General features: G+C 64.7%; 24 protein-coding genes and 1 riboswitch. Of the genes, 8 read left to right on the top strand and 16 right to left on the bottom strand.

Annotation, left to right across the window (positions count from 1 at the left end):
- Window positions 1-167: 167 nt before the first annotated feature.
- From ACFULT_RS22530 to ACFULT_RS22515, 4 genes are all read left to right on the top strand, one after another.
- Window positions 168-1,154 (top strand): DUF302 domain-containing protein, encoded by a 987-nt coding sequence (locus ACFULT_RS22530; protein ID WP_080729192.1) that lies wholly within the window; start codon window positions 168-170, stop codon window positions 1,152-1,154.
- Window positions 1,155-1,706 carry a sigma-70 family RNA polymerase sigma factor gene (locus tag ACFULT_RS22525; RefSeq protein WP_027494238.1) on the top strand — a complete coding sequence of 184 codons (552 nt, stop codon included), beginning with the start codon at window positions 1,155-1,157 and terminating at the stop codon, window positions 1,704-1,706. It abuts the gene before it with no gap.
- The gene (locus ACFULT_RS22520; protein ID WP_027494239.1) at window positions 1,703-2,380 is read left to right on the top strand and encodes a zf-HC2 domain-containing protein; all 678 of its coding nucleotides are present in this window, start codon (window positions 1,703-1,705) and stop codon (window positions 2,378-2,380) included. The genes ACFULT_RS22525 and ACFULT_RS22520 overlap by 4 nt, the downstream gene beginning before the upstream one ends.
- A gap of 504 nt (window positions 2,381-2,884) precedes the next feature.
- Window positions 2,885-3,520, top strand: coding sequence for a uracil-DNA glycosylase (locus ACFULT_RS22515; protein ID WP_051364861.1), 636 nt, complete (start codon window positions 2,885-2,887; stop codon window positions 3,518-3,520).
- Window positions 3,521-3,551: 31 nt separating this feature from the next.
- Here ACFULT_RS22515 and ACFULT_RS22510 read toward each other — a convergent pair whose 3' ends face one another.
- From ACFULT_RS22510 to ACFULT_RS22470, 9 genes are all read right to left on the bottom strand, one after another.
- Window positions 3,552-3,899, bottom strand: coding sequence for a hypothetical protein (locus tag ACFULT_RS22510; RefSeq protein ID WP_051364864.1), 348 nt, complete (start codon window positions 3,897-3,899; stop codon window positions 3,552-3,554).
- A 95-nt stretch (window positions 3,900-3,994) separates the two neighbouring features.
- A complete protein-coding gene (locus ACFULT_RS22505; RefSeq protein ID WP_080729195.1) occupies window positions 3,995-5,167 on the bottom strand; it encodes a TDT family transporter in 1,173 nt (390 codons plus the stop codon).
- 69 nt (window positions 5,168-5,236) lie between these two features.
- Window positions 5,237-6,142: a LysR family transcriptional regulator gene (locus tag ACFULT_RS22500; RefSeq protein ID WP_230074817.1), complete on the bottom strand. Its 906-nt coding sequence runs from the start codon at window positions 6,140-6,142 to the stop codon at window positions 5,237-5,239.
- Window positions 6,143-6,312: 170 nt separating this feature from the next.
- On the bottom strand, window positions 6,313-7,347 hold the full coding sequence (locus tag ACFULT_RS22495) for an arsenic resistance protein (RefSeq protein ID WP_051364866.1): 1,035 nt from the start codon (window positions 7,345-7,347) through the stop codon (window positions 6,313-6,315).
- Window positions 7,344-7,775: a MerR family transcriptional regulator gene (locus ACFULT_RS22490; protein ID WP_027494242.1), complete on the bottom strand. Its 432-nt coding sequence runs from the start codon at window positions 7,773-7,775 to the stop codon at window positions 7,344-7,346. The genes ACFULT_RS22495 and ACFULT_RS22490 overlap by 4 nt, the downstream gene beginning before the upstream one ends.
- A 312-nt stretch (window positions 7,776-8,087) precedes the next feature.
- Window positions 8,088-8,966, bottom strand: coding sequence for a phosphatase PAP2 family protein (locus ACFULT_RS22485; RefSeq protein ID WP_378482551.1), 879 nt, complete (start codon window positions 8,964-8,966; stop codon window positions 8,088-8,090).
- A 367-nt stretch (window positions 8,967-9,333) separates the two neighbouring features.
- Entirely contained in the window at window positions 9,334-9,894 is a 561-nt protein-coding gene (locus ACFULT_RS22480) for a universal stress protein (protein ID WP_027494243.1), read from the bottom strand.
- A 26-nt stretch (window positions 9,895-9,920) separates the two neighbouring features.
- Window positions 9,921-10,286: a fluoride efflux transporter CrcB gene (gene crcB, locus ACFULT_RS22475; protein WP_027494244.1), complete on the bottom strand. Its 366-nt coding sequence runs from the start codon at window positions 10,284-10,286 to the stop codon at window positions 9,921-9,923.
- Window positions 10,283-10,768: a CrcB family protein gene (locus ACFULT_RS22470; RefSeq protein WP_027494245.1), complete on the bottom strand. Its 486-nt coding sequence runs from the start codon at window positions 10,766-10,768 to the stop codon at window positions 10,283-10,285. The genes crcB and ACFULT_RS22470 overlap by 4 nt, the downstream gene beginning before the upstream one ends.
- Before the next feature lie 17 nt (window positions 10,769-10,785).
- Window positions 10,786-10,876: riboswitch (Fluoride riboswitch) on the bottom strand.
- A gap of 827 nt (window positions 10,877-11,703) precedes the next feature.
- On the opposite strand from ACFULT_RS22470, the gene ACFULT_RS22465 reads away from it, so the two are divergent.
- Window positions 11,704-12,258, top strand: coding sequence for a recombinase family protein (locus ACFULT_RS22465; protein WP_378482550.1), 555 nt, complete (start codon window positions 11,704-11,706; stop codon window positions 12,256-12,258).
- Between the two features lie 94 nt (window positions 12,259-12,352).
- Here the strand turns inward: ACFULT_RS22465 and ACFULT_RS22460 are convergent, their stop codons facing one another.
- Together ACFULT_RS22460 and ACFULT_RS22455 are read right to left on the bottom strand one after the other, a co-directional pair.
- Window positions 12,353-12,610, bottom strand: coding sequence for a hypothetical protein (locus tag ACFULT_RS22460; protein ID WP_378482549.1), 258 nt, complete (start codon window positions 12,608-12,610; stop codon window positions 12,353-12,355).
- Between the two features lie 112 nt (window positions 12,611-12,722).
- Window positions 12,723-13,325 carry a hypothetical protein gene (locus ACFULT_RS22455; protein WP_378482548.1) on the bottom strand — a complete coding sequence of 201 codons (603 nt, stop codon included), beginning with the start codon at window positions 13,323-13,325 and terminating at the stop codon, window positions 12,723-12,725.
- 608 nt (window positions 13,326-13,933) lie between these two features.
- On the opposite strand from ACFULT_RS22455, the gene ACFULT_RS22450 reads away from it, so the two are divergent.
- Window positions 13,934-14,164, top strand: coding sequence for a hypothetical protein (locus ACFULT_RS22450; protein ID WP_378482547.1), 231 nt, complete (start codon window positions 13,934-13,936; stop codon window positions 14,162-14,164).
- On the opposite strand, the gene ACFULT_RS22445 is transcribed toward ACFULT_RS22450, so the two are convergent.
- From ACFULT_RS22445 to ACFULT_RS22425, 5 genes are all read right to left on the bottom strand, one after another.
- Window positions 14,140-15,414 carry a hypothetical protein gene (locus tag ACFULT_RS22445; protein WP_378482546.1) on the bottom strand — a complete coding sequence of 425 codons (1,275 nt, stop codon included), beginning with the start codon at window positions 15,412-15,414 and terminating at the stop codon, window positions 14,140-14,142. The two genes, ACFULT_RS22450 and ACFULT_RS22445, sit on opposite strands and share 25 nt — an antisense overlap.
- Window positions 15,415-15,539: 125 nt before the next feature.
- Window positions 15,540-15,887, bottom strand: coding sequence for a helix-turn-helix transcriptional regulator (locus ACFULT_RS22440; protein ID WP_032400201.1), 348 nt, complete (start codon window positions 15,885-15,887; stop codon window positions 15,540-15,542).
- Window positions 15,887-17,017 carry a tyrosine-type recombinase/integrase gene (locus ACFULT_RS22435; protein ID WP_241258386.1) on the bottom strand — a complete coding sequence of 377 codons (1,131 nt, stop codon included), beginning with the start codon at window positions 17,015-17,017 and terminating at the stop codon, window positions 15,887-15,889. The genes ACFULT_RS22440 and ACFULT_RS22435 overlap by 1 nt, the downstream gene beginning before the upstream one ends.
- A 77-nt stretch (window positions 17,018-17,094) precedes the next feature.
- Window positions 17,095-17,559, bottom strand: coding sequence for a VOC family protein (locus ACFULT_RS22430; RefSeq protein WP_052047650.1), 465 nt, complete (start codon window positions 17,557-17,559; stop codon window positions 17,095-17,097).
- 148 nt (window positions 17,560-17,707) lie between these two features.
- Complete coding sequence (locus ACFULT_RS22425) at window positions 17,708-18,094, bottom strand: alkylmercury lyase (protein ID WP_349290281.1); 387 nt, start codon at window positions 18,092-18,094, stop codon at window positions 17,708-17,710.
- Window positions 18,095-18,173: 79 nt separating this feature from the next.
- On the opposite strand from ACFULT_RS22425, the gene ACFULT_RS22420 reads away from it, so the two are divergent.
- Together ACFULT_RS22420 and ACFULT_RS22415 are read left to right on the top strand one after the other, a co-directional pair.
- Entirely contained in the window at window positions 18,174-18,923 is a 750-nt protein-coding gene (locus ACFULT_RS22420; RefSeq protein ID WP_378482671.1) for an ArdC-like ssDNA-binding domain-containing protein, read from the top strand.
- Between the two features lie 360 nt (window positions 18,924-19,283).
- The gene (locus tag ACFULT_RS22415; protein WP_008720913.1) at window positions 19,284-19,847 is read left to right on the top strand and encodes a hypothetical protein; all 564 of its coding nucleotides are present in this window, start codon (window positions 19,284-19,286) and stop codon (window positions 19,845-19,847) included.
- Window positions 19,848-19,912 lie beyond the last annotated feature (65 nt).

Below are 19,912 nucleotides of genomic sequence, written 5' to 3'. Positions count from 1 at the left end.
CGATCAGATCTCCGCTTGCGTGAACTCGACTGTGTCGCCCTCCGGTGCACCGACATTCCGGGAGCAATCGCCGGAGGGAACTTCGGTTCGGGTGAACCCCTCAGGCTCGGTGTGCGTACACCACAGTGAAGCCCACCGCTGGCGTGGGCACGAGGACAGGACACGTGATGAGCACTTCAAGGTTCCGTATGGCAACGTCGCTGCTCGCGTCGGCGGCGGTGATCGCCCTCGCCGGGTGCGGTTCCACCGAACCCACCGGTTCGGTGGCGGTGTCGAGCACTCCGGTGTCCACGTCGGCGGACGCGAAGGCTGCGACACCCGATGTGGCACCGTCCGAACCCGGACTGGTGGTGTACGCCAGTAACTACTCTGTGAGTGACACGGTCTCTCGGGTACAGCGCGCGCTGGAGACGGCGGGAGCTGTGGCAGCCACTGTGGATTTCGAGAAGTTGGCACAGGGAGCAGGTGAGACGATCCGCCCGACCACCGTGGTGATCGGGGGGAATCCGAAAGCGGCGTCGCCGTTGATCGCCGCGGACCAACGGGCCGCGATCGACCTTCCACAGAAGTACCTGGTCTGGCAGGCCGCCAACGGAACGGTGTTTCTGGCATACAACTCCGCCGAGTACATCGCGACGCTCGCAGGCATCCCGGTCTCGTCCGACGCCCTCGACGGACTCCGGGCCGGCTCGGCATCGACCGCGTCCGATGCGACGGGATCCTCGGCGGCCGCCGCAGAGGGCACCGATGTGTCCGCAGCGCCGGGATACCTGGTCGAGAAGACCAGTGATGCATCGGTTGCAGCGTCCATTGCCCGATACGAGGCAGCGTTCGCGGCCAAGAATCAGCCCACAGTCGCAACCGTCGATCTCGCGTCCGCCGCTGCCGAGACACCTCTGAGGCCCACCATGGTCACCTACGTCGGTAATCCTGCGGTCTCGACTGCGCTGGTCGGAGCGCAGCAGACCATGGGGATCGACCTCCCCGCCCGATACGTGGCGTGGCAGGATGCCGAAGGGATCGTTCACGTGGCTCACCCCGATATCCGTGTACTCGCCGCTCGGCATTCGATCTCGCCGACCAATCCTGTTCTCGACATGGTCGCCGCCGCCACGACCGGTTTCACCGATGCCGCTTCCGGCTCGGGCAGTTAGGTGGACGGTGTCGAATCCGGCTCACAGCACAACCACCAGCTCGTCGATGCGTCCGAAGTCGCCATGTCGGCGCTCTTCCGCGAGCACCAGCACGCAGTGACTCGATTCGTCAGCCGCTACACCCAGACCCGCGAGCAGTGTGAGGACATCGTCCAGGAGACGATGTTGCGCGCGTGGCGCGGGATCGACCGCATCGATGTGACGGCAGCATCGACGCGGTCCTATCTCATGACCATCGCGCGAAACGTACTCACCGATCAGTGGCGGGCGAGCACGAGCAGGCCGACTCTCGTCCACGATCAGATCGCACTCGCCGCCGAGTGCATCGACGACGAATTGGGCGGGGTCCTCGACGGGTGGCTCATAGACGAGTCGCTGCGTCGGTTGTCCGAGGAGCATCGAGCAGTCATCGTGCTCATCTACTACGAGGGTCGAACCGTCTCCGAAGTGGCCGCGCACCTCGATATCGCGGTCGGCACGGTCAAGTCCCGCTCCTATTACGCTGTGCGTGCCCTACGCCGGATCTTCGACGAGTTGGGATTGATTCCATGAGCTCAGCGCACGACGAGATCCGACCACTGCTCGGGGCGTACGTACTCGACGGACTCGAGCGCGACGACCGAGCAGCGGTACGACGACACCTCGACGACTGCCTTGCCTGCCGAACCGAAATCGACGTCCTGGCACCCGTCGCAGGAGTGCTTCGACGTCGCAGGCAGCCAGCAGATCTCTCACCGGTGCACTCGACGGCCGGTGCAGACCAGCGACTCGACCACCTGCTGAGCGCGATGAGGCATCAACGGACCTCCGAGAAGAGGCGGCGGCGAGTGTGGACTGCGGTGTCGGCGACCCTCGTTCTGGGAGTCGCTGCGGCGATCGTCCCGCTCAGTACCCTCGCCCGCTCCGACGATTCGACAACGGTGAACGATGCGGGTGCCCGCCCGCTCGTTCTGTCGAGCACCGTCGGGGCCACAGGTGACCTCGAGCTCACCACGAAAGCCTGGGGCACATCGATCGACGTCGACGTTCAACAACTCCCCGGCGCAGGCATCCTCACTCTGCAAGTGGTCGGCAACGACGGGACTCGACAACAAGCAGCTCAATGGTCGGTCACCGCGAGCCGAGCAGCAGCGGTGACCGGCGCAACGTCCCTTTCTGTCGAGGACATCCACTCGATCGTGATCGACGATCCGGCGGGCAACACGATCGCGCGGGCCTCTCGCTGAGACCGAGTCGTCACGGACACGGGCAGGTTTCGATGCGGTGCCTCGGACAGCGTGTCGGTCGCGTGGCCGCCCGAACGGCTGGACCGCGGTCGAGTGAGATCGGGACGCTGACGACGTACCCCGGATCGACATCCGAGTCCGAACGCGCTGGCTCTGCGTTCGCCGCACCGCATCGGTCCGTCGCTCGTTTTCCGGACTCATTCCAGAAAAGTCGTGCATACTTTCGGTCGGTTCGGTACCCACTGTGGCATATACCAAGGGGGGTATGTAAGTACCCTAGGGGGTATCCGACCTGATCTGGAATCGAAGTCGATGAGAAGACGGGTGCAATAGGCACCACACGGCCTGTCGTGGTTATCTCATAGGTGTGTTCAGGCAGCGGAGTCGTCAAACGCTCAGCAGTGGTCGTCGAGGCGAGCCACCGAGAGCTGGCGTCTACGGCTCACGGTGCGTTTCCCCATGGCCAGCAGTACGTGTGGCGTGGGTCAGCAGTGAGTGCGGCGTATGACAGATGATGACGTGTGGTCCGGAAAGCACGCCCGAGCGCACGATGCCCCGGTCCGCTCACTCAATGCGTCGGTGTTGCGATGGAGGATCGACACTGCACGGTCCATTCCACTGTTCGATCCCGACGACGGCGGCGACGCGGCTCGCTGTCTGGTGCTGTTGGAGTCTCCGGGGCCGAAAACGATACGTCCGGGCGGGACCAACATGTGTTCGTTCGACAATCCAGATCGAACGAACCCCGTGCTGAAATCGGTGTTCGCCGACGCGGGTATCGACCGGGTGCAGTGCGTCAAGTGGAATATTGTGCCGTGGGCAGTGCTCGATGACGCCGGTCATCCGGTATCGCCGACGGCATCCGTTCTCGGTGAGGCGGGCCCATATGTCGGCGAGCTTATGGCCTTGCTGCCGAAACTGGAGGTGGTTTTCGTTCTTGGTGCGAAGGCTCTCGATGGCTACATGCGCGTCATCACTGCATCTGCTCCCACCCGCCTCCTCCCGGTGATAGCGGCACCGCACCCCTCGGCTCGCAACGCACACGCACCGGCGGCTGCTCGCCAGCGGTTGATCAACGCAGCACTGTCGGTCGCAACGCACCTGGAGAAGGCACCTGAACCCCGCACTGTGCTGAGGTAGGGCGGATCGTGCTGCTGCTGCCTCCGACCGGTCAGTCCTGGTGGGGCTGGCGTTCGCCGGTGTCGGTGTCGATGTCGATCACCTCGTCCGGGCTGTCGGGGTGGTACTGGATGATGTGTGGTTCGGCGGCACCCCGGCGTGCACCGTCTCGATATGAGAACCAACATCCCGCGAACAGCACCACTGTCACGATCGCTGCGACGACGGTCCAGCCCTCGAACCCGCCGGCGAGGGCCGTGAGAAAGGCCCCCGCAGCAGCTGTTCCCGCCATCAGCAACAGCCAGGTCAGATAATTTTCGGTGACTCGTGCCCAGACGCGTCCGCGGCTGCCCCGTCTCGGGGTATCGGAAGTCGGTGTGTCTGCATTCGGTGTGTTCATCGTGATCGTGAGTCCTTTCCGGGGTCAGTGGTCGATTGGATCAACGCTGTTCGTTCGGTATCAGCGTTCCGAGTGGGTACTACCCGGCGGTCGGTTCAGCTGGGTTGAAAAAGTTTTCCTTGCACGCTGCCGCGGAGAGTGTGGGCGGCGACTGTGCCCCAGGCTGCGAGCAAGGCCGCATACAGTCCGATTGCAAGGGCCTCGACCGCGGCCGACCCCAGAGCGCCGCCGAGGGCAGTGGCACCGGTGACGCAGGTGCCGATGGGGAAGGTGAACGACCACCAGGTCAGTGAGAATGTCAGTCCCTTCTGGGCGGCATGGATGGTGAGGGCGGTTGCGAGGGTGAACATCAAGACGCCGAAGCCGCCCATCGTCAGTCCGTACAGAATGCCGAACACGTGCAGGCCGGTTGCGACGGAGGCGGTCTCGCCGGTGAACACCAAGGGTGCATCGTTGCCGAGCAGGTTCGCGGCGGTGATCGATTGACCGATCATGCCGAGGGTGATCCACACCGTCGGTGCTGCCTGGACCGGCGGGATTCCGCCGTGGACGAGCCGTCCGTAGATGAGCGTCATGGTCAGCATTCCGATGATCAGTGACAGCCCGAACATCGCGTAGCAACCGGACAGCATGGCCAGGCGCCATTGCCCATCCGCGATATGAGGGAGCAGCAGCGCACCGGTGGAGGCGGACACCATCGGCGGTACGACGGGCATCAACCACGCCGGGAGTGCGACGGCGGTCTGGTGATCGTGGGCGGTGATCATCAGGTAGGGCACGAGAATGCTGGTGATCAGCCCGAGGGCTGTGCCAGCGGTCCACAGGACGGCAAAAATCACGGTTGCGGGCGCCGCTCCGATGACGTCTTTGCCCAGCAGCATCGTCCCGGCACCGACGGTCAGCAGCGCCATGGGGGGTGCGCCGTAGAACTGCACCATCACCGGATGCGCGGCGTGCTCACGCGCATACTGCCGGTGTCGGATCCAGTGCACTGCGAAGGCACCGGAGAGTGTGATCAAGGCGACCGACGCTGCGATCCACACGATCGTTGCGAACACGTGCAGTCCGGGGATGTGGGCGGGCAGGGTGGCGGCGGCGTTGGCGACGATACCGGTGCCCATGACCGAGGCGAACCAGTTGGGGGTGATGTGTTCGAAGATCTGGCTCGGGTGGTCGAGGTCGGAGAGCACCGGCCACTTGCGCGGCCGCTCGGTATCGTCGCCGCGCCGAGACGTGATGGAGGAGCGGTGCAGAGCTGTCGTGGTCATGACTTCCAGCGTCCTCGCACACAGTCGTCACCGGTAGACACCGATTACCTGGCCGGTCCCAACCTCAGGTTATGACTGCGGGGATTTGAGGGCGACGACGAGCAGGTCGCTCGACGGTCCTCGCAGTTCACGGCCCGCGGGCCACACGGCACGCAGGAACCGGCGCAGGTCGAGCCCCTCTGTGTGAACGCGGGCCAGCGTTCCGGCGGCGATCTCGGCGGATACCGCGAGGGAGCTGAGTACGGCCGGTGCGAGGCCGCCGATGACGGCAGCTTTGATGGCAGTGGTGGAGGACACCTCGAGCAGTGGCGCGGCGAGTGGGCCCGCAGTCCGGAGCGCACGTTCGAGCGCGAGACGTGTGCCGGACCCGGGTTCGCGGGTGACCAGCGGTGTCGCGGCCAGTTCGCTCGCCGTGATCGTTCGTCGAGCCCATTGATGATCGGGGGCGACGACGACGACGAGTTCGTCGCGGGCAACGTCCTTCGAGTGGAGTCCGCTGGGCAGATCGGGGCTTTCGACGAATCCGATGTCGGCGCGGCCGTCGAGCACCGATGCGGCTACGTCGACAGAGTTTCCGGAGGTGAGAGTCGGTGTGATGGAAGTGTCGTGGGAGCGCAGTGTGATGAGCCATCGCGGTATGAGGTATTCGGCGATGGTGAGGCTTGCGGCGATACGAATGTGGCTGTGGCGGTCGGTGCGCAGCATTGCGATGCTCGTGGCGAGCTCGGCGGCTTCGGCGATGACGCGCTCGGCCCAGCCGGCGACCAGTTCGCCGGTTGCGGTGAGGGTGGCACCTCGCTGCCCGCGATGCAGGAGTGCTACCCCGATGCGGCTTTCGAGTGCTTTCAGGCGTGCGCTCGCCGCTGGCTGCGACATGTCATGCGCCTCCCCTGCGCGTCCGATGCTTCCCAGCTCGGCGACGGACAGCAATAATTCGTAGCTGATCAGGTCGGTCACATGGGTCGGCAGGGGCACGGTGCCAGCGTAGAGACTGCAGTCGTAGCGGGCGCGGAGCCCACAGGCGCGTTTGCCGGAAAAGTCCCCATTCGATGCTCAATGCTCGCGGGAAGTGGAACGGGGTCGCGGCACTGGATCCCGTGGTTCGTTCACCCTCACTGACGCCACCTGCTTTTATCCAGTTCTCGTCACCCAGGATTGCCTTGGTTCGTGCGAGTTGTTTCGAACTTCACCGGTGCTCTCGCAGCGTGAGCTGGGACAAGGCAGGGGATGAGTCGGACGTAGGCGACCATTCCGATCAGCTCCACCAGTGTCTGCGTCACCACGACCACGGCAGCAAGAGACAGTGCTGGTGGCAGCGCGAGCGCCAGCGGCAGAACGACCAACGAATTTCGGGTGGCACCGGAGAAGATCAAGGCCCGAGCGTCCGGGACGTCCAGGCGGGTCACTCTGGCCGTCGCCCATCCGACAACCGCCATGATGACCAGGAACGCGACGAAGATCGGCACCGCGGCAAACAGCTGGGAGCCTTCGGAGCGGACTGCGTCGATCTGCGACGCCACGACGACGGCAAGAGTGGCCATCATGACCGGCACCATCGCCGCGGCCATCACATCCATGATCTGGGTGCCGATACGCCGACGACGCGCAAGTGCTTGCGTCAGGGCCGCCAACACCAGAGGAACAACGATCAACAGCACGAACGCTTCGACGAACGGTGCAATGTCGATGATCTCCACCAGCTCGGACCCGACGAACAACCACAGGTAGAGCGGCAGGAACGCGATCTGCAACAACATCAACAGCGGCGCGCTCGCGAGGAGCCGTTCCGACGCTGCACCGGCCAACCCACTGAAGACGATGACGTAGTCGATGCAGGGAGCCAACAACACCAACAGCACACCGACGAGTACCGCCTGATCAGCAGCAACGAACCGGGTCAGAGCGAATACGACGATTGGAACGAGCACGAAATTCAGTACTACGACGCTGAGCAAGAATGTGCCGTCGCGCAGCGATGCGCCGATGGCGGAGAACGGAACCGCGAGGAACGTAGCGTAGAGCAACACGATCAGTACCGGATTGATAGCAATCTCGAACGCATGCGCCGACGACGGCGCACCCAAACCGACACCGCCACCGATGAGCAGGGCCAGCAGGTAGAGCGGGATCTGGAACTTCTCCAGCCACGCCACCACCGAGGTGGTGCTCGATATGTTCATGCGGTGCCCACCGCGGTGTTCGCTGAGATCAGCCAGGTGCAGTCCGGATTGCATGGCGTCGGCGCGTCGGGTGTGTCCCCGAGCCGGGCCAGCGCGTCGGTCAAACTCTCACGCAGAGCGGTCAATTGAGCGATCGATTCGTTGGCGTGCGCGATGTGGGACTCGATGGCGGGGCCGAGTTCGGCTTTGACTGCTGCGCAGGAGTCTTTCTCCCAGACACGAAGGAGAAGTTTGATCTCCGGCAGCGACAGGTTCAGGCTCTTGGCGGCGGTGATGAACGCCAAGCGTTGCCGAGCGCGGTCGTCGTAAACGCGGTAACCGTTCGCCGAACGGTCCGCCGGGAGCAGGCCCTCGCTTTCGTAGAACCGTAGCGTGGTCGCCGGGACGCCGGTCGCCGATGACAGCTGTGAAATGCGCAGAGCGGACATGCGCACGAGGATAAACCTTCGAGTCGGGTGGAAGGTCAAATCCTTGACCTTCCACGCAGGTGCTGGGGCTAACGTCGGGCCATGTTCCCAGCGAGACCGCGCCCGGACGTCCGGGCGCTCATCCGTCTAGACCTGACGCCTCTCAGCGAGATGAAGGCCCCGTCGGCGTGCACGCTCTCAACGGCTGACCAACCTGAGGGTATCGAGTTGTGGGCAACGATCCTCACCTGCGCTACCAGCCGCGGACGGTCGACGGCGGACTTGTATTCACCTTCCCGTCACGTAGTGCTCGGAGTCGGAGTGGGTCCGCGATCAGTCGGGTGAGGCTGCCTGAGGGGTCGGTCCGAGCCGGACATTGACCCAGTGTCGGACCGGAGGGATCGACCACATGGTCCACAGTGCGAGGAGCGCAGTGCTGGCGGCAAGAATGCTCGCGGCGACGTCGAGCGGGAAATGTACGCCGAGGTACAGCCGGGAGGCAGCGACGGCGAGCGCGAACAGCACTGATGTCGTGCGGGCCAACCGCCGGACAATTACGTGCGCCCGAGCGGTGAGCAGGACCACAAGCCCGATCATGGCCGCAGCCACCGCTGTATGTCCAGACGGGAACGACCACACGGTGTCGGGAGGAATCAGCCAGAACCGTTGCGGGGGACGGGGTTCGCGGATGCTGTATTTCGCGATTGTCGACACGACGAGGGTAGATGCCATCACTGCCAGGGCCCATGCCGCGTCGACCCGTCGGCCTCTCCACGTGAGCCATGCGGCGATACCGATCGCCACCACGATTCCGACGACCGGTTGTGCGCAGTCCGTGACAAATTCGGCGAGGGCAGTGGCCCAGCCGGCGCGATGAAGGGCGATACGGTCGTGGAACCGCAGACCCGCCTCTGTCACAGCAGTGGTGGAGGCGAGAGTGCCGGCGGCGAGCAGTGCGGCAAATGCGAGCAGAGCGGCGGCAAACGGCTGAATCCACGGACGAGCAGGAAACATAGGTGACTTTCCTTGGTTGGGTTGCGTGGGATGGACGGTGGGGTGCCAGGTGCGGCGACGACCGGTGGCGAGTAGGGCGGCCACTGCGATGACCTGGATTGCGGGAACGACGGTGAGCGACGCGGGAATCGAATGTCGTAGAGCAGATCGGTTTTCGGCTGGGGAACGGATGGCTTTGCCGCTCCGTTCGTCGATCACGAGAACGCAGACGCGCCAGTGCGCCGGCGATCCAGAGGAAGTGCACGGCGATGACGGGGTGGGCGTAACCGGAAACGTCGACGCCCAGAAGCGGCGGCTTGGTGTATGCCACCGGGCCGGAGACCGAGCGCACCATCAGCGCTGCGACCTCGTCGGATGCGGTGACCACACCCCGACGACGAAGGCGGTAGCCCCCCGCGAGGCGAGGGGGCCGGTGATCGAGCGGGCACCTTCGTAGACGAAGTCCGCGAGCATGCTGACCGTCCCGAACGCGACAACGAACCGACACGCCCCCCATCGATGGTCGTGGCGGTTCGGTGGATTTCTTTCTGGAAGCGCGCGGCGGGAACCCGGTGCGGCGGATGGGTCACCGGCGTGTTTGGGCTGCGTCACTATGCTGCCTATCGGTAGCGGGGACGAGGAGGACCGGGCGGTGGGCGTGGCGGGCGAGTGTCGCGGACACCGATTCGCCGACGGCCCTCTCCACCAGTGACATCATCCCGCCGCGGGTGGTACCGATGATGATCATCAGGGCGTCGTTGGCGTCGGCGATCGTGGTCAACAGTCGAGCCGGGTTGCCCCGCCTCGAGTAGAACGCCCAGTTCCCGGGGATGGCGGCCAGCATCGCGCATGCCTCGCGGCGCTCTTGTTCGACAGCGTCGGCGATGCGTTGTTCCCAGTCGTCGCTGTCCGGGTCGATCGGCAGGTCATCGGTGTCGACGATGTGCGCTACATGCAGGAACGCGTTCAGTCGACCGGCAAGGTCCATCGCGTAGGTCAAGGCAGCGTGGCTTGCTGGGTGCCGGTCGAACCCCACGACCAGGTGGCACACCGGTTCTACCGAGGCGGCGGGGCCGTCCACCTGTAGCGGAGCGCGCCAGTCCCCTAGGTCGTCGCAGGAGGCGTGGCTGGGATCGTCCTCGGTCATTGTTTTCTCCTCATATTGTTTTCTCCTCATACGGAAGCCAGGACGAGACCGGCACCGCCGGCGACGACAGTCACCAGCAGGGTGCCGACCGCGTTCAACACGCCAGCGATGTACTTCTGACGTTGGATCAGCCGCACCGTCTCGAAACTGGCGGTGCTGAAGGTGGTGTACCCGCCGCAGAAACCGATGCCCACGATCAGCTGAAGTTCCTGGGGTAGTCCGTGGAAAAGGATCAGTCCGGTGACGAATCCGAGGAGCAGTGATCCGGTCACGTTGATGATCGCTGTCGCCCAGGGAAAATCCGACGCCCGGCGGTGCCTGATGGCCCCGTCGAGCACAAAACGGACGATCGCCCCTGCACTGCCCGCGCAGGCGATCCAGAGTGTCGTCATTGTGTTGCCTCCGCGGGCCGTGTCCGCAGTCGCGCGGCGATCGCGATTCCGGCGGTGGTGGCGACCAGACCCACCAGTACGGTGCCGGCCGCGTAGCTGCCGGCGGCCCACCACTGATGGCTGCGCAGAAACAGATCGGTATCGACGGCCAGTGTGCTGTAGGTAGTGAACGAACCGAGCATCCCGGTGCCCACCAACAGCCGGACCCGCTGCCGCCACCCTGTGTCCGGGCCCAGGCGAGCCAATCCCTCCAGCAGCATTCCGAGCAGGAACGCCCCGACGATGTTGATAGCGAAGGTCGTCACCGGCCAGCCACTCGCGGCAGAGGAACACCACAGTCCGAGTTGGTATCGGAGCGGGGCCCCGACCAATCCACCGACACCGACGGCGGCGATCGCGGACGCTCGCGCATGCAGCGGGCTTGGGGGCGCACTGTCGGGATCGACCGGTAGGGTCGGATTCGGGTCGTGATGGCCGTTCATGGACAGACTCCTTCCACTCAGGGAAAGGAGCCATCAGCCCCAGGGTTGGGGCGGTTCAGACAACCCCCTACGGGGCGGTCTCGGCGGAGATCCATCGCCGGACACCACTATAGCCTGACCAGGGATCGACCCAAGCAGATCCGATGTACGTTCGAGATTCTCGGTCAGCAGGCCGAGGTGTCTATGTGCCAGCGCTGCAGCTCAACAACCGAACCCGGTTGTTGAGCTCGACTAACGGCCACGACGGCACCGGCCACGACGGCACCGGCCGTGCAACGGGTCGGATTGGACACCTGTGTTCGCGTATCAAGCCCGGTATTCCCGATCCGCCGACCACCGCGATCTTCTCAACACGGGTACGTGGCACACGGCGTCACCAAGACGCTGAACATTTCGCCGAACACAGCATTGTCGTCGAACTCAGAGCGGGCACCAGGCTCGGAACCGAGGTTCATTGCCACGCCGCATCGACACGCAGTCGACTAGACCACACTCGAACATGAACTGCGCCACCCAATTTAACCCCACTGCAGTAGGTCGAGAGTGAATCGGGATACTTCGAATCGAACGCATAGAACGTCTGGCGCACAAGCGCACTCAACATACCGGTGACGAGCTACGTCAAAGTCAAAGACTCCAAGGGAACACACACGACGTGTCGAGGGCAATCATGTTCACTGGTAGATCGAGGACTTTTCGATCACAGAAGCTGTTCTATATGGTGGTTGTACGCGTAGCTCGGCGGGATGAATGCTACTGACCGGCGCTCCCGTGTGGTGGGTAAGTGCAGTCGTCTTCTGAACTAGTGCAGTCGTCTTCTGAAACTGACAGACGGATCAACATTCGAGACTCAATCGTGATGTGTCTCAGAAACCTGTCTCAAGCTCTGACGCGTCGCCTGTGCCTTGTCGGCCGTTTCTGAGACAGTCATCCTCGTGAGCGCCGTTTTGGGATACATGAGGGTCTCGACCACCGATCAGTCGCTGGATCTACAGAGAGACGCACTGACAGCCGCCGGCTGTTTCCGCATCTGGGAAGAGGTCGCATCCGGAGCAGACAAAGATCGCCCTCAGTTGCAGTTACTCCTCGAAAGCGTGCGCGCCGGCGACGTTGTCGCAGTATGGCGACTCGACCGACTCGGCCGCTCCCTGAGCCACCTCATCGAAACCGTCAACCTCATCGAAACCAAAGGCGCAACACTGCGCAGTCTCACCGAAGGTATCGACACCTCGACAGTCGGAGGACGCCTGACCTACAACATCTTCGGCTCCCTCGCCGAATTCGAACGAGACCTCGTCAAAGAACGCACGATGGCCGGCCTCGCCGCCGCCCGAGCCCGCGGCCGCATCGGCGGACAACCAGCCAAAATCGACGCCGACAAAGCTCGGCACATCCGCAGGATGCTCGACGACGGCACACCCAAAACCGAGATCGCCTCAGTTCTCGGCATCGGCAGAGCCACCCTCTACCGACACCTCTCCGCGCTCTAGTCGATGGCGGGAGAGGCGCGAACGTCCCCGCCTCAAGCAAGGCTCCTTATGCCCTCCGGACGTCACCACCGCAGCGTCCCGGTGCGGCACGTCGTCAGAAATATGCAATCGGATTACGTGACGGGTGCGGATGCGTTGTCACCGAACCGATTCGAGGATCGTCCTCGATCAGCTTCCCCTCGATTCCATACCGACCACCGATCTTGAACACAGCCTCGACCGTCGCCACCGCGAGCACCACCTCACCGTCCTCACCGGAAGAGATGAGCTCCACCTCGTCGCACGCCAACGCCCGATCCGCGTTGAACACCCACTCGTAACGTCCACGCTCCCAATACTCAGCCGCCGTCAAACCCGGCTTGTACCCACCAATCGAACTATCACTCCGAACCACTTGCTTTGCACCCAAACGGATTTGCATCGTCCTTGTCATGAAGAGCTCCCTGTTGATGTCGACAGTGCGGTCAACGCCTCTGAGTGCCGATGCCGGCACCCCACCGCCGCAATCGCCCACCAACCGACGAGAAGAAGCCCCCGGTCGAGTCGGGCTCCGCAAGTAGATCGTCAAGACTCTCCTTTTCGGAAGCCAAGTCGGATGCGCGTTCGTCCTCCCGCAGCTGACGCATCACCGCAGTCTGATCGTTGACCGTGCCCCGGGTATTGCGAACCAGAGTCTCCGCGAGCCCCACAAGCCTCGGACTGTGCAGATACGTGCACGAAACGCGGTTTCCCACCACGAGAGCCGACTGCTCGTCCCACTGGCCCGACGCTAGATCTCTGAGCAGTAAACCGGCGAAAATGTACTCGCCCCAATGGAAGCTGAATGCATACCGTTCCGGTCCCGTCGGATCGTCCTCATCCTCGCCGGCATAGAAATACCGATGGAACTGATCCGCCACATCACCCCTGAGAAGCCGAACTTCCAGCTCCTCCAACGCCGCCCAATCGTCGGTCCCAGGACGAACGGAAACAACCTCCTCACCCCACTGCGACAGGCACTGCTCCACCTCCCCAACCCGCCGGAACGAGCCAGCCGCCAACGGATGAAACGTCTGCTCGTAGAACACATCTACCATTGCACGCACCTCCAAATCTCTCGGATCGAACTCGGATCGCCCGGCCTATGGCACTGAGTATATGACCCTAGGTTAGCCGTATATAAGCAATAGTTCGCGGTATATGCAGGTAAGTATCGAATCATCGCAGACTCGAGGGCAACACCAGTGCTACCGCGACACCGAGCGTGGTCGAGCTCCGTCGCTCCCGCACAATCGTCTCGCGAACTCCACGACCGGGAGGTGGCCACCCCGCCGGCATCGACGAGCGGTCTCGCATTCCGCCTGCCGGCGGTGCCGGCCACCCTACGGGCGTCCACCGAACCGAACTCCGCTGCGCTCCGCACCGTGAAAAGACATCGATTTCTTGTCGCACATCTGGCTCCCGGCGATACTGCATCACCCGTGCCCGCCGCCTCAACCCCTCGCTCCGCTGCGCTACGGCCTTTGGCTCCGAACACTTTTCGTCCCGTGCTCGCTCCGCTCCCACGAAAACTGTCCCGCCGGGGGGTTGCCCCGTCGTTCCCGTGCGCTGCTGTCTCTCCTCACGCCAGATGACGGCGACAAGAAATTGGCAGAGCAGGGCCGGGGGACCGGTCACGACGCAGGAGGCACCAGTCATGGCCACACGAACCAAGACCAGCGCAGCGGACAAAGCCGCCGAAGCACGCCGCGAGCTGGCAGCATCACTGCACACCTCGATCACCGACAAGGTAGCCGAGCTGACCAGCTCCGACACCTGGCGCGCGTACCTCGACCACGTGGCCTCGTTCCACTCCTACAGCACTGGCAGGGTTGCCGTATTCGACCCTGCGAATAGCGAGACTCAGGAGTGGCGGTCGGCGGCGTAGTTCGCCCATTGGCCGCTGGCTCGGAGCGTGTGCTGCGCGACGGTGTGTGCGTTCAGACCCAGCATCGCGGCGAGTGCGCTCGGTGGGAGCTCTCGGGTGAGGTGGGCGATGGCGGACAGTCTCAGGGCCTGCGGACTGATACCGATGCGACGCAACCGGTTACCGAGCGCCGTCGCCGTGAGTGGTATGTCAGCACGGTGACCGGGGAAGAGCCATGTCTGAGGTATCTGCTCGGCGGTTCCTGCGCGTCGTGGTCGGGGTAGTTGCAGTGCGATCTGGGCGAACGGATCCGGTAGCAGAAGCGTGTCGGCGCTGCCGAGCCGCAGTTCCACCCCGGCGTCGGTTTCGGTGACGTGGGCAGTGGTGAGTCCGGCGATACGGGTCAGTGGTTGGGCGAACAGCGCGATCAAGGCGCCGGCGAGCCGGTCGGCGGGGTCCAGAGACTCGTCGTGGACGAGGCGTCGGCAGATCTGCCACCTCTCGTCGTCGTCGGTGGGGACTTCCGCTCGGCCTCGGTAGCTCGAGGGGAGGGTGAGTGTGCGGGGTAGGTGCCGGTTGCGTCGTGCCCACGTCAGGAAGGACCGCACGCGCCAGTGGGCGGCTCCAGGCGCGCTGAACCAGGTGTCGATGTCGTGTTGTGTGCACTCGCCGAGCTCTGTCGAGCGCTGCTGCAGCAAGTCGAGGAACAGTGCCGATTGGCGAATCTGTGAGCGAGCGTTCTGGGCGCCGACATGGCCTTCCCGCTTCTCGGTCGCCGCGCGCAATCTGGGGAGTACGGCCCACTGTGTCCACCGGGTCAGGAGTGCGCGGTGGTTCGGGGTCAGGCTGCTCAGTAGTTGGGGGAGTTGGGCTTCGAGGCGGCGCAGGCTGCGGTCGAGGTCCGGGCCGAGGATGCCGGTGGCGACGAGGAGTGAGCGCAGGTGCTCGACCGACTTCGGGTGCGGGAGGGTGTCGAACGAGGTGTGTGTGAGGGCTGTGCTGCCGCCCTGGATGGAGAGCAGCAGGGGTGTGGTGCGGATCAGCCACCGGCGGGTGGTGACGGGTTCGGCGTGCAGGAGCGGCTGCCGCAGCGGTGCGAGGGGGCCGTCGGCATGAGGAGGGATTATCGCGTCGAGGCGGCGGGTCAGTGTGCACCGGTGACAGAGGGTGTCGCCTTCGGCGCCGGTGAGAGCTGATCCTGTTGCATCGCAACAGGTGCAGGTGCGACGCGCCTTCTGGCGGCACCACCGGCAGGTGTCGGCGTCGTCCAACAGTTTGTCCGGCTTTCTGCAGCCGGCGCACGTACCGCGGTGCTGCGTGGCTCGTTTTCTGCAGCGGTCGCACACCGTCATGCCGCGAACCTCGGCGGTGGTGCAGATGCGACACCGTCCTGCGATCACTGTCGCCGGATGTCGGCGCGTCGTGGTGTGCGGGTCTTGGCGCGGGTGGTCGCGGCAGCGGTGTCGGGGCGGTGTGTCGATGTTCCGGTCGCGGTCCCTGTGGCGGGTTCGGCGATCGGTTCGATGAGGTCGTTGGGTGTGCAGGTGAGGATGTCGCACAGTGCCATCAGCGTGCGCAGGCTCAGACGTTCGGGTGTCCCGGTGACCAGGCGATACACCTGTGCTTCGGAGAGTGTGATGCCCCGTTCGGCGAGGAGGGGTCCGAGTCCGGTGGTCGCGAAGATGCCCTGGTCGGCCAGGAGGCGGCGCAGATGCCACTGGTAGTTCAGCTGCGGGTGCGGCATCAGTTCTCCTCGTCGGTGCTCGCGGTGGTGAACGCCCGACTCAGTGCTCGTCGGAGGGCGTTGTTCTTGTAATCGGTGCCGACGCTGGTGTAGATCGCGGTGGTCGATCCCCAGGAGTGTCCGAGTTGTTGTTGGACGAAGAGGTGATCGAACCCGTCCTCGAGCAGATGTGTCGCATACGAGTGGCGCAGACAGTGCGGGCCGAGGTGCTTCTCGAGCCCGACGGCGTCGCGGTACTCGGCGAACCGTTGGGAGATCGACACCGCTCCCACCCGTGCGCTGCGCTCGGTGGGCCAGAGGGCGAGTTGGTCGGAGTCGTAGAGGGGCCGGATCTCGGTGACCCACTCGTCGACGGCCTCGGCGGCCCATTCCATGGTGGTCAGGACCGTGCGGCGCCGCGGCGGTCCGCCGGAGAGGGCTTTGCCGTGGCGCACCGACAGCGCCCCGTAGCGGCCGAACTCGGTGGCCGCGGGGTTGGCGGTCCAGTCGACGGTGTCGAGCATCGAGGCCTCCCGGCGGCGTAGGCCCCAGGCGTAGATCACCTTGAACAGCGTGGCGTCGCGATAGCTCGCCAGCCATCCTTTGCGGCCGGAGGCGCCGACCCGGTTCACCCGGGTGTCGCAGTAGTCGAAGAACGCCTGCAGCTCGTCGCGGGTCAGCGGCCGATTGCCGGGTCGCCCTTCATAGTCGCTGCGGTGCACGACCATGTTCCACTCGTGGAAGATCTGCACCGGGTGCACCCCGAAGTGCCGCTCACAGACCTCGTGCCACCGGTAGCGGACGTCGGAGATGTAGCTGCAGAAAAGCGATGCCGCCATCTGATACAGCCGCACCGTCGAATGCGCGGCTCCCGACTCCACCAGATGCGTCGTCCACTCCTCGACGTCCGCCGACGACCACTGCCACGGGTAGTCGTTGGTGAAGACCACCAACCGGCGCACGATCTGTGTCCGCCGCTCGATGGTCAGGTTCGCGAGCATCCGCGAGCGCTGCTGTTGCTCCCACCCTTCGATCATCGCCGCGAGCACGGTCTCCTCGGGCGCGAGCAGCGACAGACCGTCTCGCATCAGGTGATCTGCCGACCCCCCGGCGCGAGAAGCGCCGGACCCGACGGTATCCATGGCCGACATCGCATGAACGTATCATGCATCCAATGCAAGTTTCGTGATGACGCCGATGGATGCGTGGTGATCAACGGCTCCGCCGGTCAGGAAGTGGTGACAGCGTCACCGTCACCGTCGACGACCGGGCTTTCGGTCCGAATAGTGTTCGTGGAGAACGTGAGCAGGTTCCCATCGCCGTCGACGGTCGCGAATTCCGTCGTCCCCCAGTCCGTCGCGACGGGGTGGCCGGCGTCTGCCGGGTGCAGAACGCCCGCGCGCGAGAGTTCGTCGTACAGTTCCGTGATCTCGTCGACGGTGATGCGGCAACTGGCCGTTCCGGCGAGGAAGGTCTCCGCTCCGCTGCACACCGGCCACGGCGCAGGGTCGGTGCGGGTGGTCCAGCTGTCGTCGTCGGAGGCCCACAGGTGGATCTCGACGTCGTCTCGAGTGAGCTTGGCGAAGGTGGGATCGGAGTACTGCGCCGTGAAGCCGAAGGCGCGGGTGTAGACGGCGATCGCGGTCTCGATGTGCCGTACCGGCAGCGCGGGGACCGCTCTGGACATAGCCATGGGCAACACTAACGCCGGCGAACGCCACGAGGGAGTGAACGCTGCCGTGCCTTAGGGGAGTGCGTGCAGGTCGAGGTTCACTGGTCGCCGCGCGGGCGCTACCGCTCAGTGTTCGACCGGGGCGGCGGGACGCGACCCTTCGCTGCGTTCATCGTTGCAGCGCTTCGCCTTTCGATTGCAGCGACGCGGCGAGTTGGTCGACGGTCGGCAGACCCGCCAGGCCGCGGTCGGTCGAGTAGACGCGGCAGGCGAGTTCGGTCAGTTGCACGGCATCGTCGAAGGCATCGACGCCGTCGACAAGGATGGTCGGTGAGCCGGCGAAGGCCGACGCCGCTGCCTCGGCGTCGGACGAGATCAGCCGGTGACCGATCTCGATGTCCGACTGTCCGATCAGGCTGGCCGCAGCGCGAACCCGGTCCGCAGCTTCCTGCCAGTTCGGGCACCCGTCGAAGTACAAGATTTCCACCTTCATACGAGCGAGTCTGCCCTCGAATCGGATGGCGTGCCGGTGCGGCCACAACGGGCGTCGGTTCATGGTGAGATCGTGTCGGCTGCAACGGGCGGGGCGGCGATCGTGCATCTGATGCTATTCCGCATCCTTCTTCAACAACGTCCTGCTGATCCTCACTCAGAAACCCGACGCAACGCAGGTCGCCGGATTCCGTGCCTGGCAGCAACGCGGGCGGCAGGTCCGCAAGGGCGAGAAAGCGATCCGGATCTACGGCTACAGCTCCCGCACCGTCACCGAGACCGACCCCGATACCGGCGACGAAGAAACCCGCAAGGTGCCCACCTTCCCGATTCTGTCGGTGTTCGACCACTCCCAAACAGACCCCATCGAGGGACACCCCCAGCCCGAGGAAATCGCGCAGCTCCTCACCGGCGCCGATCCGGACGCGATCTACGACCGCGTCGCCGCAATCATGACCGCACGTGGTTGGACCGTCACCCGCGAGACGATCACCAGCAGCGCGAACGGCTACACCACCACCGACGGCTCCCACCGCATCGTCGTCGACGCAGCCCTAGAACCCGCAGCGGCCGCGAAAACGATGATCCACGAGGCAGCGCACGCAATCATGCACGCACCCGACCTCATCGGACCCGAAGCCCGCAAAGACCTGCACCGGGGCCGCATGGAAGTCGAAGCCGAATCCGTCGCCTACGTCCTGGCCGGGATGCTCGGACTCGACACCAGCGCCTACAGCGTCGGCTACATCGCCGGATGGGCAGCAGGAGACCTCGAACAGGTCACCGCCACCGCGAAAGCCGTACTGACCGCAGTCCACGAGCTGGCCGACGCCCTCGACACCGCCGCCGAGTCGGACGACGGCGAGGACACCGGGACCGGGGAGGCCGCGTAGCCGGTCGGGTGAAGGTTCGCCGGCCGAAATGTTCCGGCCGGCGGATCAGGCCACCTGCGGTGTCCACCGAATCGAACTCCGCTGCGCTCCGTCCTGTGAAAAGAGCAATTTCTTTCGCACATCTGGCTCTCTCCGAGCATGCGTCACCCTGGCCCGTCTTACCCACCCCTGACTCCGCGATGCTCCGGCCCTTCGGGCTCCAGAAACTTTTCAAAGCGCCTGCGGCTGAAAACTTTCCGTCCCAGGGGTGGGACGCCGTTCCATGCCGCCGCCTTCTCTCCCCAAGCCAGATGACGGCGAAAGAAATTGGCACGAGCGAAGGGCCGGGGGAGCCGGTCCCGCGAGAGAAGGAGACCCGACATGCCGAAGAACACCACCCGCCCCGCACGCACGAGCACCGCAGCAGGAAACGCCCAGACCCCCGCCATCGTCACCCACACCACGGTCATCATCACCGGACCCCAGAACGCGACCATCAGCATCACCGCCGCAGGCACCGAGCACGCGCAAATGGTCGTCGCGTTCGGGCACCTCATGATGACGTTCCGCAGCGCCGAAGCGGTCTGCGACGTCATCGCCGGATTCGCCACCGTCCGATCGGCCCTCGCCGGAGCCGACGGACGCGCCCCGTACCCGCAGCAGCCTGGCGCAGAGTTCGGCGCACCCGCAATCTCGATCCTCTGGCTCGGCGGCCCCGAACACACGGTGATCCCCGGCGCCCGCTACATCCCCGAGCAACGCCGCACCGTGCACTGGGTGGACCTGCACATGGGTCCGATCACCTGGCGCGTCACCGACCGCGTCGGCTACGACACCCTCATGGACGAGTTCCGCCGCGTCCACCGCGCCGCAGTCGGCGTCTTCCTCGACGGAGGTCGCTACCGCCGCGATCCGTCCAAGATCCTCGACTCGTTCGACGACTGACCGCAATAACACACATCGGCCCCGCACCCGCGGGGCCGAACGTGTTTATCCACAGGCCCCGACCC

The sequence above is a fragment of the Rhodococcus sp. NPDC057297 genome (assembly GCF_042667435.1).
GTDB lineage: Bacteria > Actinomycetota > Actinomycetes > Mycobacteriales > Mycobacteriaceae > Rhodococcoides.
Note: the sequence above shows the minus strand (reverse complement) of the source record. Positions and strands in the feature narration are given on the sequence as shown.

What these genes read in the sequence shown, in the direction of transcription:
- ACFULT_RS22530 (WP_080729192.1), top strand. Translation starts at nt 168, where the DNA reads ATGAGCACTTCAAGGTTCCGTATGGCAACGTCGCTGCTCGCGTCGGCG.
- ACFULT_RS22520 (WP_027494239.1), top strand. Translation starts at nt 1,703, where the DNA reads ATGAGCTCAGCGCACGACGAGATCCGACCACTGCTCGGGGCGTACGTA.
- ACFULT_RS22515 (WP_051364861.1), top strand. Translation starts at nt 2,885, where the DNA reads ATGACAGATGATGACGTGTGGTCCGGAAAGCACGCCCGAGCGCACGAT.
- ACFULT_RS22510 (WP_051364864.1), bottom strand. Translation starts at nt 3,899, where the DNA reads ATGAACACACCGAATGCAGACACACCGACTTCCGATACCCCGAGACGG.
- ACFULT_RS22505 (WP_080729195.1), bottom strand. Translation starts at nt 5,167, where the DNA reads ATGACCACGACAGCTCTGCACCGCTCCTCCATCACGTCTCGGCGCGGC.
- ACFULT_RS22495 (WP_051364866.1), bottom strand. Translation starts at nt 7,347, where the DNA reads ATGAACATATCGAGCACCACCTCGGTGGTGGCGTGGCTGGAGAAGTTC.
- ACFULT_RS22490 (WP_027494242.1), bottom strand. Translation starts at nt 7,775, where the DNA reads ATGTCCGCTCTGCGCATTTCACAGCTGTCATCGGCGACCGGCGTCCCG.
- ACFULT_RS22480 (WP_027494243.1), bottom strand. Translation starts at nt 9,894, where the DNA reads ATGACCGAGGACGATCCCAGCCACGCCTCCTGCGACGACCTAGGGGAC.
- crcB (WP_027494244.1), bottom strand. Translation starts at nt 10,286, where the DNA reads ATGACGACACTCTGGATCGCCTGCGCGGGCAGTGCAGGGGCGATCGTC.
- ACFULT_RS22470 (WP_027494245.1), bottom strand. Translation starts at nt 10,768, where the DNA reads ATGAACGGCCATCACGACCCGAATCCGACCCTACCGGTCGATCCCGAC.
- ACFULT_RS22450 (WP_378482547.1), top strand. Translation starts at nt 13,934, where the DNA reads ATGGCCACACGAACCAAGACCAGCGCAGCGGACAAAGCCGCCGAAGCA.
- ACFULT_RS22440 (WP_032400201.1), bottom strand. Translation starts at nt 15,887, where the DNA reads ATGCCGCACCCGCAGCTGAACTACCAGTGGCATCTGCGCCGCCTCCTG.
- ACFULT_RS22435 (WP_241258386.1), bottom strand. Translation starts at nt 17,017, where the DNA reads ATGTCGGCCATGGATACCGTCGGGTCCGGCGCTTCTCGCGCCGGGGGG.
- ACFULT_RS22430 (WP_052047650.1), bottom strand. Translation starts at nt 17,559, where the DNA reads ATGGCTATGTCCAGAGCGGTCCCCGCGCTGCCGGTACGGCACATCGAG.
- ACFULT_RS22425 (WP_349290281.1), bottom strand. Translation starts at nt 18,094, where the DNA reads ATGAACCGACGCCCGTTGTGGCCGCACCGGCACGCCATCCGATTCGAG.
- ACFULT_RS22415 (WP_008720913.1), top strand. Translation starts at nt 19,284, where the DNA reads ATGCCGAAGAACACCACCCGCCCCGCACGCACGAGCACCGCAGCAGGA.